Genomic DNA, 13497 nt, shown 5'->3' with positions numbered 1-13497 from the left:
CTTGAAGAATGGCAGATAAAACGTATGATGCAAAAGACGTTTCCGTTATTGTGGATGGGGTTTACCTGACCGGATTTTCGGATAATGTGGTTGAAATTGAGAAGGATGAAGACAATTTCAATGTCAAAGTAGGGGCACAGGGCGACACGGCCCGTGCCAAGGTCAATAATAAGCTCGGTACGATTAAAGTCACGTTGCAGCAAACAAGTCCGCAGGTGTCCTACCTGGATGGTTTGGCTAACAGCGGTAAACTGGTACCGATCACAGTTGTTTATGCAGGAGAAACGCGCGAAACATCTTCTGCGACAGAAGCATTCGTGAAAAAGCCAGCAGCACGAACATATAGCGGTGAAATTGAAGATCGTGAATACGAGTTTCAATGTCTTGATCTTAAAATGGAATAGGAGACGATAATCAATGAGCAATTTCAAACAAAAAAAATTCACATCAAGTACAGGCAAAACCTACACGTTTCAGTTCCCGGGCATTCGTGCAGTTATGAAAATCAAAGACCGCGTGAAGAACAAATACGGTATTCCGCAGGATGAGAAAGCGGCTGACGAAGTACTTGCGCATGTGGTTGTCGATCCTAAAATGAAAATAGAAGACTTTGAAACCTTGGCCGAGTTTAACGAGGTTGTGGGCGCGGCCATTTCGTTCATGAATGGCACGGACGATGAAGAGGAAGAAGATGGCGATCAGTAACCAAGAGGCAATCCGTCGCGCCAAGGAAAATTGGCTCATGTGGCGCTTGCTCTTGTCAGATATGAGTGTTACCTACAGCGATGTAAGTCAGATGGATCATGATGATCTAATGGAAGCGAACGCGGCATTAGACATTCATATTGAAAGCCAAAAAAAGAAGGCTACTAAATAAAAGCGTCCAATCGGGCGCTTTTTCTATTTGCTTAGGAAAGGAGGACAACGAATGGGTGTTATAAGCAACCTCATGTATGCCGTTGGTTTCAAAGTCAAGGATAAAGCAATCAAAGATTCTGATAAGCAGGTTTCATTGTTAACAGCTGGAGTCATCGGATTTGGAGTCGCAGCAGGTACAGCACTCGCAGGATTCGGGGCTGCATCTTTACATTCAGCAGGCGTATTTGAAAAAGCAATGTCTAAAGTACAAATGGCAACTGGATCTAGTGCAGCTCAAATGATGGAAACGAAGGATATTGCGAAAGACCTGTATGCTCAAAACTTGGGTGAAGATTGGAACGACCTTGGCAGTACAATTACAACCGTGCATCAATTCACGAAACAAACGGGCGACCAGTTGAAGCAGACAACGAAAGAAGCCTTACTAATGCGTGACGCATTCGCTTTCGAAGTTAAAGACTCCGTGAAGACGGCTGATACGATGATGAAAAATTTCGGGATCAGCTCGGAACAATCTTTCTCCCTGCTCACACAGGGGGCTCAAAACGGTCTCGACAAATCAGGTGAGCTGCTGGATAGTGCGAATGAGTATGCCCCGCAATTTAAATCACTTGGCTTTTCGGCAAATGAGATGTTTGATACCTTCAACGCAGGACTTGATGCAGGGGCCTTCAACTTAGACAAGGTTGGGGACGCTGTTAAAGAATTCAACATCCGAGCGAAGGACGGGTCAAAAACTTCAACCCAAGCCTTCCAAATGCTCGGCCTTGACGCAGAGAAGATGATGCATACTTTTGCATCTGGTGGACCGGAAGCGAAGAAATCCTTTACACAGATTATGCAGATGATTTCTGACATTGAGGACCCTGTTAAGCGGAATACCGTAGGTGTAAGTCTTTTGGGTACGCAGTTTGAAGACTTGGAAGCACCTGTCATAGCCGCAATGGGTACTGCTCAAAGTCAGTTTGACATGACCAAGAAAAGCATGGAAGAGATCAACCAAGTCAAATTTGGTTCTCCTGGTCAAGCATTTGATGCATTTGGGCGGCAACTTGAAGTCGGGATTCTTATTCCAATTGGAGAGAAGCTGCTTCCGAACCTGAACCAGTTCGGCCAGTGGATGGCAAGCCATAAACCAGAAATTGAGGCTGTCGGGAATGTCATTGGTTCGACACTTGGCAAGGCAATTGACGTTGTCGCAACGGGTGTTTCGTTTCTCATTGAGAAATTCGATTATATTGGCCCAGCGCTTGCCGGCTTTGCAGCTGTCATTGGATTTGCGTTAATACCGGCTTTTACGGTCTGGATTGCAGCCCAATGGGCAGCGGCACTTGCTGGCTGGGCGGCAGTCGCCCCCTGGCTTCCGTTTATTGCGATTGGTTTGCTCGTTGCCGGTGTGATTATCGGTATCATCTATGCCTTCAAACACTGGGGAACCATTAGTGATTGGCTTGTAGGGAAGTGGAATCAATTTAAGGGCTGGGTAGTCGGGATTTTTAATTCAATAGGCAATTTTTTTTCCGAGTATTGGCCTTATGCACTGGCACTTCTGACAGGACCAATTGCGCCACTTGTCATGTTAATTATCGGGTATTGGGATGAGATCAAAGCATTTACCATAAGTGTTTTCACATCCGTTGGAGAGTTCTTTACGAATACCTGGAGCAATATCGTTAATTTCCTCGGCGGAATTAACCTCTTTGAGATCGGTAAAAACGTCATACAAGGTTTGATTGATGGCATGAGTAATATGGCAAGTGCGGCGTGGGATACGGTGACCAACATTGCAAGTGGAATAACCGATGGTATCAAAAGTTTTCTCGGGATTCATTCGCCTTCTCGCGTAATGATGGAAGTCGGTTATTATACGGGAGCTGGTTTAGCCGATGGTATTGCCGGAACGGGACCGATGGTGTCACAGGCTTCAACGGATCTTGCTACCGAAGTTACGAGTGCACAGTCTCAAAACCTACCGCCTGCCAGAACGGGTGTTGCCACCGGTGATTCTTCTAGCACGGCTGGGAGCTCACAGCGCATTGAGTTGATCCTGACTGTCAAGGTAGAAGGTGGCACGCCAACGGATAAAGAGCTTGGAAGCAGCATTGTTGGACAAGTGAAGGATATTATTCACGATGTTATTGCAAGTGCGTCACGACGCGTGTCGCCAAGCGGAGGTTAATTGTATGGCTTACCTAAACGGTTATTATATTACAGTTGAATCGGAAGAGCCGGATTTCGAAGTTGATATCACCGAGCAGCCGGTCGAGAATGGCATGAATATGACAGACCATGTCCAGCGCAAGGCAAGCTCAATGAATATTTCGGGAGTCATCCTTGGCGAGGATGCAGCGCAAATTCGAAAGGTATTTCAAGGATTTATGGATTCGGGGACGGTCGTTGAATTCGATGGGCGTAATTATTTCACAGGATTAATACAGAGCCTATCAACGAAACACGACTATACAGTTTCTGACGGATACACGTTCTCGATGTCGCTGAAGGAAATCGGGATTGCGGAGTCCTCTTACATCGGCAGCTTGCCTGCTCCGATTCGTGCGGAGGCGGCACCTATTGTTAGCTCCGGCACCAAGCAAACGAAGTCAGCCAAAGGGAAGACTGATGAAAAGGTTGAGAAAGTAACCTTTAAGGCTGGCAGCCCCTGGGCAACAACATGAGGTGAATCCATGGAATACATTGATATTGAGAAAAGCTTGATCCCGTATCGTTTTGACATCAACCTAGCTGGAGAAACATTCACGTTTGAAGTTCACTATAACGGTGATTACGACTTCTTTAGTACGGATCTTTCCAAGAACGGGGAGACGCTAGTCCACGGCGAGCGGATCGTGTATGGTATGCCGTTGTTCGGGGATGTGGCGGATGCACGCTTCCCAAGCGTTCGTATATTGCCATATGACCTATCGGGGAACAGCAACGATGTGACTTGGGCGACACTTAGTGAGAGTGTATTTTTATATGTGGATGGTGAATCGCTTGGCTAATTTTGGGCGTGTGGTAGAAGTTATGATCGGGCAGAAAGGATTTTCAAGTGACAGCTTTTCGATTGAGGGCAGCGTCCCTTTTGACAACGATCCGCTGCCAAATGAATCTGAAATCAAGATATGGAATCTGAGTTATGAAACCATTGCAACGCTGCAGCGTGGGCAAATCGCGATGATCAATGCAGGTTATCGGGGCGATATTGGGTTGATACTGCACGGTTACGTCTCCAAAGTATCCACGAAGCAAGAAGGCGTGGATCGTATTACGACAATCAACGTCCTTGATTCGGAGGATCTGGCCAAACGCGAGGTTGATATTACCTATGCAAACGGTTCGCTTGCAAGCTACATCCTGAAAGATATGGCAGTACAGTTGGGACTTCCGCTGGCTCAGTTTGAGCTTAACCAAGATTACCGCTATGAAGAAGGTTATACAGCTAGTGGTGAAGTGACCAAGGTGATTAGCGATTTGGCAGCGGATTGCGGCACTTCTGCTTATGTCAATAAGGGTAGGCTCTACATTCGAAATCTGCGGTACGGTGCCGATGATGCCTTTTGGCTTTCGTCAGGTACCGGACTTATCGGCTCACCAGACCCGTTCGAAGACGACACATTCAAGGGATTCAACATCAAATCCCAATTGCAATATAGAATCACGACAGCATCCGTCATTGAACTTACCAGTTCCATATTTCAGGGTCGTGTGCATGTACGATCTGGTTCGCACAAGTTCAGTAACTCAGGTGATTTTACGACAGAAGTGGAGGCGATTTTACCATGAGTGATCCAGCAGGTGCACTGGCCGGGCTGATTTTGGGAGTCATCGAAAAGTCGCTGGCTGCACTCAATGTGTCCTTTCCTTGCCGCGTCGTATCATTCGACTCGGGAACATGTATGGCTGTTGTACAACCGTTGATCAAATCATCGTCTGGCGCAGAACCTTCGCCTATTCAAAATGTTCCAGCTCTCGGCCAGCGGATGATTGTTGACGGTGTAGAGCGAGTGTACAAACCTGCGCTCCGGGAGGGAGATGCGGTACTCGTCGTTTGTACCGATCAGGAATTAAAAAACGTTCTTGCTGGCACTTTGGCTCAGCCGAGCAGTAAGCGAACACATAACAACAATGACGCTGTAATTGTAGGGGTGATGCCATGCAGTCTCCTAAACTAACAAATGGGGATTTGGTCATTGAAGACAATGACATTGTGCTGGTGGATGATGCAATAGAACTCGCGCAGTGCTGCGAGATTATTCTTGGTACAAATCAGGGTGAATGGTTCCTCAACCCGGGGCTGGGTATTGATTTTGCTCAGATGAATGGGAAGAACGTAAGTCAAGAGGCGATTCGAGAACAGGTACGCACCGGTCTAAGGCAGGAACCGCGTATTGAAACCATTGAGTCGATTGATGTAAGCGTGGATACAATAGCCCGTCAGAACTCGGTTATTTTCAAGGCGACGGGAATAAACGGGGAGGTGGTAGAGGGTGGCACTGGATAGCGCAGGATTTAAACGGAAACGATTCGATGATCTATTCTCCGAAATGGAAATGAAAGCAAAGGACGTATTCGGCCAAAACATCAATACATCAGAACGATCGGTTATGGGTATCCTGCTGCGCTTGTTTGCGTGGTTCCTGGCAAAGGCTTGGCAGAATAGCGAGGATGTATACAATAGCGCTTATGTGAATACAGCGGTAGGTGCAAATTTGGATCGCTTAGGACCGTACGGCGGCATTACACGTATTCAGGCAACGCAGGCGAGCGGCATGTTGTTGATTACAGGGGTAGCAGGAATGACGATTCAAGCGGGCTACCGTGCAGCAGCAGGAAACATAGTGTTTGAAACAATAGAAGCCGTCACTTTAAGCAACGCGGGTACCGGAACGACTGGCATTCGTGCAGTTATCCCGGGGCGAAGTGGTAATCTGGTGATGGGTACAATCACGACTATTGTCAACCCCTTGGCGTACGTCTCCAGCGTGATCAACTCCACGGAGACTGCTGGCGGGCGCGAGAAGGAAACGGACAAGGAATTTCGTGATCGATTCGCACTCTCATCTGAAGGACGCGGGAAGGCAACGGTTGGTTCGGTCCGGTCCGCGCTACTCAGTGTTCCCGGTGTACGGGCAGCTACTGTTGTTGAAAATTATACGTCAGCGGTTGTCAATGGACGACCAGCCAAGTGCCTCCAGGCTTACGTACTTGGGGGAAACAACGCCGATATCGGGCAGGCTATTTTTGACACGAAAGCAGGTGGAATTGAGCCTTTCGGCAGCGAAGCTGTCACTGTCAAGGATGACGCTGGATTCGAACATACTATGTATTTTTCGCGTGCTGATGAGGTGACAACGCACCTTCGCTTTACTGTAAAGGTCAATACGAGTTATCCAAGTGATGGGGACGCCCAGCTCATCACAGCAGCGATCCGCTATATCGGAGGCGAGGATGCGGATGGCACGCTCTATGTTGGACTTAATATGGGAGCCGATGTGGTATATTCCCGACTCTACGCGCTGTCTTACGCCGTCGAGGGCGTTGAAGATGTAGTGCCAGAAATCAGCAGGGACGGAGTCGTTTGGACACAGGTGAACCTATCTATTAGCCCGAATGAGGTCGCGCAGACCACATACAGCACAGTGAAAGTGGTACACGCAGCATGATTACACTTCAAACGATTATGCAGCGACTGACTGACGTATTTGTTAAAGATCCAACTTCTAATCTTGGGAAGTTGCTCGGTATCCTGACAGAGCAGTTACAAGCGCTGGAAGAGACACAGAATCGAGTCAGAACATGGAGAGACATAGACCAAGCGCAAGGATCGACATTAGATCGAATTGGACAAAACGTGGGGCAAGCGAGGGGGGTTGCTACAGATGAGGTATACCGCATCATCATCAAGTCAAAGATTGCGCGGAACCTTTCCACGGGTGATATAAACACCGTCATCCGAGTATTGTCCACCGCGCTGGCATGCACGCCGTCAGAAATAGAAATTCGGGAATTATGGAGTGACCCGGTTATCCCGGAACCTGCGGCTATATCCGTCATCAAGCTGCCGCTCGAAGCGGTCAACGCTGCGGGCATGTCGCCTTTGCAGTTCGGTCGCATCGCGCAGCGGACGGTCGCTGCGGGCGTGCGAGTGGGCGCCATTGAGCTGACCGGTACATTTCAGTTTGCCAGTGGCACCCAAACAGAAACTAGTGATACAGCGGGGTTTTCAGATGATAATGAATTAATCGGCGGGTACTTTGGGGCTGCCTATAGCCCAGGTGATGACGCAGACTTACCGATTTAGATGGGAGGCTACTATGGAATTTAATGAGCAACTACCAGAATGGCAGGCAGAGGGGACGGAGCCGCCAGCATCCAAAAAGACTGTAGGTTGGCAGCCGGAGGATAAACCGCCAGCTGGTTACTTTAACTGGCTTTTTAATCGGACCTACAAAGTACTTATTGAATTACGAGCCAAAATTAGTGGGATCATTGAGTCGCCAGAATTTACAGGAATTCCTAAAGTTCCAACAGCAGCTCAAGGCACGAATACGACGCAGGCAGCAAATACCGCATTTGTAAAGACAGCTATTGATAATTTGCCTACACCCACTGCCCCAACATGGAGTAATATCACAGGGAAACCAAGCACATTCCCTCCATCGACTCATACGCACGCGGCCACTGAAATAACGGCGACAGGTAGCACTAATGTACAATCGGAAATTGATGCTTTAAAGTCCTCTGTCAGTAGCGGTAAAAACGCTGTCGCTGGCGCGATTACTGGCATGGGGCAAGTAGCGAGTGGAAGCGACACATTCGCGCAAATGGCAACGAAGATTAGTGCAATAAGTACGGATGCAACTGCTGCGGTGGGCGACGTACTGGCAGGAAAGACGTTCTACAAGAGCGGCAAGAAAACGGGTAGTATGACTGATTTCGGCGCTCAAACGTTCACACCATCTGCTTCCACTCAAAACTCTGGCGCAGGTTACAGGTCAAGTATAACTGTACCTGCTGTTACATTTAATACTGCCAAAGTTTTAAATGATACAACCATAGCAGGTTCAACGGGAACAATGTCCAACAGAGCAGCATTAACTTCTGCTGTAAATGCTGCATACGTAGGTGGAGCAATTAATGCACGCGTCCCTCAAGGCGGGTATATTACAAATGCAGGTGCAGGATATCCAGAAATACAAGTAACAACAGCTCAATTACAAGCTGCTGATGGTGATCTTGCATCAAACAACATACGTAATGGTGTAGATGTACTAGGGGTTACAGGTGCTTATGGTCTTAAAACTTATACAGTAACTAAACCAACACAAACTATAAATGCCTATAATGGTTATACATTTGATTTATATTACCCTCTTGGAATAAATCCTATTATGGTAGTATGGCATCCTACTGAATATGCAAATGATGCTGTAGGACTTGTAAGGATACCATCATTGCCTGCCTATACTACTGCATCTATTATTGGCACTACAAACGGTGTGCAAAAGAGTTTTTATCTAGCTACACCAGACGTTATCGGTAATATTGCTAGGATTACTTACGAAACTAATTACAGTTCAGGTGTGGATATTGGCGGTGTACTGACTATATTTTACCTAGGTTAAATTATAAGGAGGTTTTAAAAATGTATTATGTTTTACCTGAGAATACAACAAGTGATAAAGCTAGAATTCTGGCAATATATCATTCCGAACAATCTATTTCAACTGGATTTTTACCATCGATTATTCAAGTTTCCGACATGCCAGTTCGACCAGTTGAGGTAAGAGGAAAACAAAGCATCCTTTTTATTACTAAGTCAACAACCACGCTAATATATGAATACGAAGATAGAGAATTAACTATCGTGGAGCAATTGGAAGATCTGAGACAACAGAATGCACAAATCATTTTAGCCTTAGTTGAAAATAACTTAATATAGGAGGATTAGAAATGGATTGGTTTACTATTTGTAAAGAAAACTATGGATCAGGCTACTATGATCAAATTAGACTTAAAATTTTTGTTGTGAAAAACAAAATTACAACACAGCAATATAAAGAAATTACAGGTATTGATTATGTAGTTTAGAAGCACTGACTTATGTCGGTGCTATTTTTATGCCTGTTACGGGCGGAAAGAGGTATAAATGAATCGCTACTTACAATCACTACTTAGCCTAGAATCCCTGGCAAAGCCAGCAAACGTTGGAGCTGCTTTTGCTGGGGCTGTAATCGGCCCACATCTTGCACAGGCATTTGGTAATGGTAAGTTTTGGGTTTTCGTTTTATTTTTAGCTATCATTGGGGCGGACTGGATTACAGGCATTGCAGCTGCCAAGAAAGACGACACATACTCATCGGAGTACGGCATTTCTGGTGCACTCCGCACTCTGCTGATGCTCTGGATTCCGTTTATCGGCTGGCTGCTGGACAAGGTATCGTTTATAGTTTTCGGAATTAGTCAACCAGGCTATGCCTTCTATGCAATTACGATCATGTTGGCTTACCACACATGGGAGAGTATGACCGCTAACGCTTATCGCGCAGGGTGGGAGCGATGGATTCCTAAAAGTGTTACTAACTTTGTCAGCTCTGAAATAAAAGCCAAGATCGATAGGGCGCAGCGCCAGAAGGATGGTCAGTAATGAGCAAGCGATCATTTATCAATGAAATCGCATCGGCTGCAATAGAGGACATGCTTAATACTGGTGTACTTGCCAGCATCACAATTGCTCAAGCGTGTCTCGAAAGCGCATGGGGGCAATCTGCCCCCGGCAATAATCTATTTGGCATCAAAGGCAGCGGAACAACGCAAGCGACAGAGGAATTCATCAATGGACAATGGATCACAATTAATGCAGGTTTTCGCGCCTATCAAAACTGGTATGGCAGCATTCAGGATCATTCGCAGTTTCTTTGTGAAAATGGACGTTATGGACGCGCTGGCTTCTTCGACCATTGCGCGGCGCGAGATTACGCAGGAGCTGCCAAAGCCTTGCAAACTGCTGGCTATGCTACTGATCCGCAATATGCATCCAAGCTAATTCAAATCATAGAAAGTAACGGATTACAAAAAATTGATCAGGAGGCAGATATGATGTTTCAGGAAATTATTGAGTTAAAAGATCAAGTGCAAACATTGCTGAGTACCGCGGAGGCTCATATCAAGGAGATAAACGCGCTTAAAGCCAAGGCAAGTATGCCAGTGCCAGATTGGGCGAATGAGGCGATCGAATCAGCCGTGTCATCAGGTTTAATCGATACACCAGATGGCCGAAGCTATGACTTCTACGCACTCCTTACTGTATTTCACAGAAATAAACTTATTTAATATGGGAGATGATTGAACATGGGTAATTCATCTAATTATAATATTGATAGTTTTGGGGCTTCTAGTGGGCGGAAAATAAAGGAGAACGGAAGTACCCTGAATGTAGCTGATTCAATCGAGCAAATAATTAGTCTACTAGGTGGTGGTTCAGCTCCAGTTCAAGTGGCATTACAAAACGCGGCTACTGCCGTTGGAAATGGCACAACATTTACAGCGACTTCCGGAAGTAATCTTACCTTTACGATAAGGGGATCTAGCACAAGTCGGACAATCAATTTTGAGCTTGCCGACCCAAGTGGTGTTTACCAAGCTTGCAATGCGTTCGGCGTTCTCGATCCATCCAAAATTGCAACGCAATCGTCCGGCGGTAGTGATACGTTGCCAGAAATTTGGTCTATTTATATTCCTCCTGGTTGTTCTTTTCGAACGAGAATCGGAGCTGTGGCAGGTGGGGATGTAACCATTACCGGAACGGTGGAGGTATAATATGAAGCCGAATAGAGATGCGACCGCGAGAGCACTTGCAATTAATGCGATCAAATACGGAAATGTTTACCCGAGAATTCTTCGGGAGCAAATGGATATTTCCAAAGGGATGAAGATCGGAACAAACGGTAAGGGCGCGGTTGCTTTCCGTTGTGACGACAGTACAGATAAGCTTAAAAATAATTTACTAGCGGAGTTTAAATCAAGAGGATTCCCATTCAGCATGTCGATGATCTCGAACTTAAATAACGCTAATAACGGAACCGCACCTAAGTTGACATGGACGGACATGCAGCAGTTAAACCAACGCTATGGATGCGAGTATTGGTCACATGGCTACGATCACATAACGCCAATGACAATCGATCAATTGACGCAGGAGATTATCGTATCTAAGCAGCTCATCGAGGCAAACGGCATCAAATGCCAAGGGTGGGCGCAGGTTGGGGCTCCAGGAGGACTCTATAATAACATAGACAATAGTAATGACCCGGCCAACTGGTATTCGGATGCAGGGCGGCTTATCAGTGAAAACTATGCACTTGCCGAAGCATACATGGGGCCGGAGGTTCGTTATTTACCGACAGGCAGATTTTTGGGAGGGAACCACGGAACCATAACTCCTTTCCCAACGGGTACAAGTGCGCAATGGCTTGTCAAGATGAAGAGTTATGTGGATCAGTGCGTCAAATATAAACAAGGGGTCTGCTTTCTTATCCATCCCCAGATGGTGGATTATGCTAATGCCAGCAATCCGAACTGGATCAATCTTTCTGACCTGCAAGCATTGTTTGATTACGTGAAGGCGGCGCGCGATGCAGGCACCTTGGAAGTGTTAACGCCAAGCGGATTGTATTATGCTGATCCGTACTCTACTCAACGCGTGGATTTAATGACCGCTAATAACGGAGATTTCCTTGGGATTACAACGGCAGCTCCCGGATTTTGGTCTAAAACATCGAATTGGTCAGGCAAGAGCTTCCCGCAAACTGGCGGCAACAACAACGGTGCGTACTTTACTATGGACAACACGCTTGACTCCACATCGGGAATGATTGTCGGGCAAATCGACGGTATTCAAGCTTACGCAGGAGAGACGTTCCTCTACACTGCATTGGCTCGCTCCAATGGAGCAGGCACCCAAAAGATTCGAGTCTTATTACAAACCGATGGTGCAGTTAATATTCTCGACGTGCAAGGCGGCAGCTACATCGATATCTCGGTACCAAATACTTGGACGAGGATTAACCTTCCGTTCACGATTCCTCCAGTCAAATCGTTCCTTAAAATCAGCATAGGTCGATCTGGTTCTGCTGCTGGAGCAGGGTACGGCATAGATTGGCAAGATGTTAAAATACCAAAAGTATAGACCAAAAAGCCCGCGGCGATCTTAGATCCAGCGGGCTTTTTTTGCATTTTTCTAAGCAAACTACTTTTGCAGTTTTTCAACAATCCCAAGTTCTTGCTTTAAGGCATGTTGGAGGACTTGTGAATAATTCAGCTGAGCTGCTGTCGCTTCCATTTCAAGCCAACGCGGAAGTGTAACGTTCTTTGTTACAGACCTATTGAGCTGCTTGTCGCGTATAAGTCCTGTTCTGACCTCAATAAGAGTATAAAACCCACCTTCTACGGGATGAAGGGAGCCGGGGCTAGATGGAGTTGGAATTTCGTCTTTGTCTTCCTCCATGCCGTATAGGTGTAGTCCTAGAGCTTCTTTCGCCATACTTAAAGCCTCTTCCAATGAATCTCCTTCTGAATGGCATCCGGGTAGATCAGGAAATGAAACTGTGTAGCCAACAACGCCTTCCTCTGATTCAAACAATGCGGGATATACATATCTATCCAATCTATATTTGCTCCTTTCGGACAGGAGCCTTACGGCTCCATATCCTTTAGAATATTTTTTAGTGTTTTTGGTTTAAAGTCTTTTCTAGGGTGTGGAATTGTTAGTTTGTTCTTGTGGGTTGGGTGTTTAAAATGATGATGACTGCCTTCGATTGAAGTTAACCTCCAACCTTTTGATTCTGCAAGTTTGATTAGTTCCCTAGATGAAAAACTTTTCATTTCGTCCTCCTTTCTATCTTTATTATAACACGCATAAATTATACGTGTCAACTTAATTATGCGTGTAATTAATGCATGTAAATTTTCTTTATAGATTTACTTATAGTTAAGCGGTGTTCTTAGTCTTTCTGTTCGCATATTGTTCGTATATAATTATTTCGAGGTGATATTATGCTGCGGGATATTGAACGAAAAGTGTTGCGGATTCTTTGGAACTATTCTATCCAGCATCGTTGGATGCCGACACTAAAAGAAATTCGGATTAAGACAGGCAAGCACGAGAACGAAATAAAATTTATTTTGAACAAATTAAAAAAAGCAGGATTTATTGAATGGGATGGTGCATTTGTGGAAACCATAAAAATCATTCGAGGTTGGGAAGATGAGCCTATACAACCTAGTATTTCATCAAATAATTATGACAATCACTATCTATAATTATGTGTTTATTTCATGGGGACAAACTGGGGACGGCTTGGGGACCGATCTTCTCAGAGACTTACTCATCATTTAACATTTTTTAATATTAGGGCTTGCACACCGTCCTATTTTCCTGTATATTACCCACTATGACAGTTTGGTTCCTAAGCCGAAACTCACCTTGACAGGGTAAGGGTCGGCGGTTCGATCCCGTCAGCGTTCACCATAACATCCGATTTAAATCATTTTACTGACGCGGGGTGGAGCAGCCCGGTAGCTCGTCGGGCTCATAACCCGAAGGCCGCAGGTTCAAAT

The 13497-nt window shown here is 45.8% G+C and carries 21 protein-coding genes; 19 read left to right on the top strand and 2 right to left on the bottom strand.

The annotated features are described in order from the left end of the window. Positions 1 to 8: 8 nt before the first annotated feature. The 18 genes from ABRS97_RS27065 to ABRS97_RS26980 are packed head-to-tail and all read left to right on the top strand — an operon-like array spanning position 9 to position 12067. Positions 9 to 404 carry a phage structural protein gene (locus ABRS97_RS27065; RefSeq protein ID WP_367819268.1) on the top strand — a complete coding sequence of 132 codons (396 nt, stop codon included), beginning with the start codon at positions 9 to 11 and terminating at the stop codon, positions 402 to 404. A gap of 13 nt (positions 405 to 417) precedes the next feature. Beyond that, the gene (locus tag ABRS97_RS27060; protein ID WP_367819266.1) at positions 418 to 705 is read left to right on the top strand and encodes a hypothetical protein; all 288 of its coding nucleotides are present in this window, start codon (positions 418 to 420) and stop codon (positions 703 to 705) included. Further along, entirely contained in the window at positions 692 to 877 is a 186-nt protein-coding gene (locus tag ABRS97_RS27055) for a hypothetical protein (protein ID WP_367819264.1), read from the top strand. Before ABRS97_RS27060 ends, ABRS97_RS27055 begins: the two co-directional genes overlap by 14 nt. A gap of 51 nt (positions 878 to 928) precedes the next feature. After that, positions 929 to 3058 (top strand): phage tail tape measure protein, encoded by a 2130-nt coding sequence (locus ABRS97_RS27050; protein WP_367819262.1) that lies wholly within the window; start codon positions 929 to 931, stop codon positions 3056 to 3058. A gap of 4 nt (positions 3059 to 3062) precedes the next feature. Continuing rightward, positions 3063 to 3554: a phage baseplate protein gene (locus ABRS97_RS27045; RefSeq protein ID WP_367819260.1), complete on the top strand. Its 492-nt coding sequence runs from the start codon at positions 3063 to 3065 to the stop codon at positions 3552 to 3554. 9 nt (positions 3555 to 3563) lie between these two features. Next, a complete protein-coding gene (locus ABRS97_RS27040; protein ID WP_367819258.1) occupies positions 3564 to 3881 on the top strand; it encodes a phage baseplate plug family protein in 318 nt (105 codons plus the stop codon). Then, entirely contained in the window at positions 3874 to 4662 is a 789-nt protein-coding gene (locus ABRS97_RS27035; RefSeq protein WP_367819256.1) for a phage protein, read from the top strand. The genes ABRS97_RS27040 and ABRS97_RS27035 overlap by 8 nt, the downstream gene beginning before the upstream one ends. Further along, a complete protein-coding gene (locus ABRS97_RS27030) occupies positions 4659 to 5051 on the top strand; it encodes a Gp138 family membrane-puncturing spike protein (protein ID WP_367819254.1) in 393 nt (130 codons plus the stop codon). Before ABRS97_RS27035 ends, ABRS97_RS27030 begins: the two co-directional genes overlap by 4 nt. Beyond that, a complete protein-coding gene (locus tag ABRS97_RS27025) occupies positions 5033 to 5380 on the top strand; it encodes a contractile injection system sheath initiator (RefSeq protein WP_367819252.1) in 348 nt (115 codons plus the stop codon). The genes ABRS97_RS27030 and ABRS97_RS27025 overlap by 19 nt, the downstream gene beginning before the upstream one ends. Next, positions 5367 to 6542 carry a baseplate J/gp47 family protein gene (locus ABRS97_RS27020; RefSeq protein ID WP_367819250.1) on the top strand — a complete coding sequence of 392 codons (1176 nt, stop codon included), beginning with the start codon at positions 5367 to 5369 and terminating at the stop codon, positions 6540 to 6542. Before ABRS97_RS27025 ends, ABRS97_RS27020 begins: the two co-directional genes overlap by 14 nt. After that, positions 6539 to 7180 carry a hypothetical protein gene (locus ABRS97_RS27015; RefSeq protein WP_367819248.1) on the top strand — a complete coding sequence of 214 codons (642 nt, stop codon included), beginning with the start codon at positions 6539 to 6541 and terminating at the stop codon, positions 7178 to 7180. Before ABRS97_RS27020 ends, ABRS97_RS27015 begins: the two co-directional genes overlap by 4 nt. A 13-nt stretch (positions 7181 to 7193) precedes the next feature. After that, the gene (locus tag ABRS97_RS27010; protein ID WP_367819246.1) at positions 7194 to 8504 is read left to right on the top strand and encodes a hypothetical protein; all 1311 of its coding nucleotides are present in this window, start codon (positions 7194 to 7196) and stop codon (positions 8502 to 8504) included. 20 nt (positions 8505 to 8524) lie between these two features. After that, a complete protein-coding gene (locus tag ABRS97_RS27005) occupies positions 8525 to 8821 on the top strand; it encodes a hypothetical protein (protein WP_367819244.1) in 297 nt (98 codons plus the stop codon). Between the two features lie 11 nt (positions 8822 to 8832). Next, positions 8833 to 8970 (top strand): XkdX family protein, encoded by a 138-nt coding sequence (locus tag ABRS97_RS27000; protein WP_367819242.1) that lies wholly within the window; start codon positions 8833 to 8835, stop codon positions 8968 to 8970. A 58-nt stretch (positions 8971 to 9028) separates the two neighbouring features. Then, positions 9029 to 9526: a phage holin family protein gene (locus ABRS97_RS26995; RefSeq protein WP_367819240.1), complete on the top strand. Its 498-nt coding sequence runs from the start codon at positions 9029 to 9031 to the stop codon at positions 9524 to 9526. Continuing rightward, positions 9526 to 10212, top strand: a complete 687-nt coding sequence (locus ABRS97_RS26990) for a glucosaminidase domain-containing protein (protein WP_367819238.1) — start codon at positions 9526 to 9528, stop codon at positions 10210 to 10212. Before ABRS97_RS26995 ends, ABRS97_RS26990 begins: the two co-directional genes overlap by 1 nt. A gap of 18 nt (positions 10213 to 10230) precedes the next feature. Next, positions 10231 to 10698 (top strand): hypothetical protein, encoded by a 468-nt coding sequence (locus ABRS97_RS26985; protein ID WP_367819236.1) that lies wholly within the window; start codon positions 10231 to 10233, stop codon positions 10696 to 10698. 1 nt (position 10699) lies between these two features. After that, positions 10700 to 12067: a polysaccharide deacetylase family protein gene (locus ABRS97_RS26980; protein ID WP_367819234.1), complete on the top strand. Its 1368-nt coding sequence runs from the start codon at positions 10700 to 10702 to the stop codon at positions 12065 to 12067. A 60-nt stretch (positions 12068 to 12127) separates the two neighbouring features. Here the strand turns inward: ABRS97_RS26980 and ABRS97_RS26975 are convergent, their stop codons facing one another. Together ABRS97_RS26975 and ABRS97_RS26970 are read right to left on the bottom strand one after the other, a co-directional pair. After that, positions 12128 to 12544, bottom strand: coding sequence for a type II toxin-antitoxin system HicB family antitoxin (locus ABRS97_RS26975; protein ID WP_367819232.1), 417 nt, complete (start codon positions 12542 to 12544; stop codon positions 12128 to 12130). Between the two features lie 29 nt (positions 12545 to 12573). Continuing rightward, positions 12574 to 12762, bottom strand: coding sequence for a type II toxin-antitoxin system HicA family toxin (locus ABRS97_RS26970; protein WP_367819230.1), 189 nt, complete (start codon positions 12760 to 12762; stop codon positions 12574 to 12576). Between the two features lie 171 nt (positions 12763 to 12933). Between ABRS97_RS26970 and ABRS97_RS26965 the strand changes: the two genes are divergently transcribed. Then, on the top strand, positions 12934 to 13200 hold the full coding sequence (locus ABRS97_RS26965) for a LexA family transcriptional regulator (protein ID WP_367819228.1): 267 nt from the start codon (positions 12934 to 12936) through the stop codon (positions 13198 to 13200). Positions 13201 to 13497: the final 297 nt, after the last annotated feature.

The sequence above is a fragment of the Paenibacillus tabacirhizosphaerae genome (assembly GCF_040812395.1).
Classification (GTDB): Bacteria; Bacillota; Bacilli; order Paenibacillales; family NBRC-103111; genus Paenibacillus_E.
Note: the sequence above shows the minus strand (reverse complement) of the source record. Positions and strands in the feature narration are given on the sequence as shown.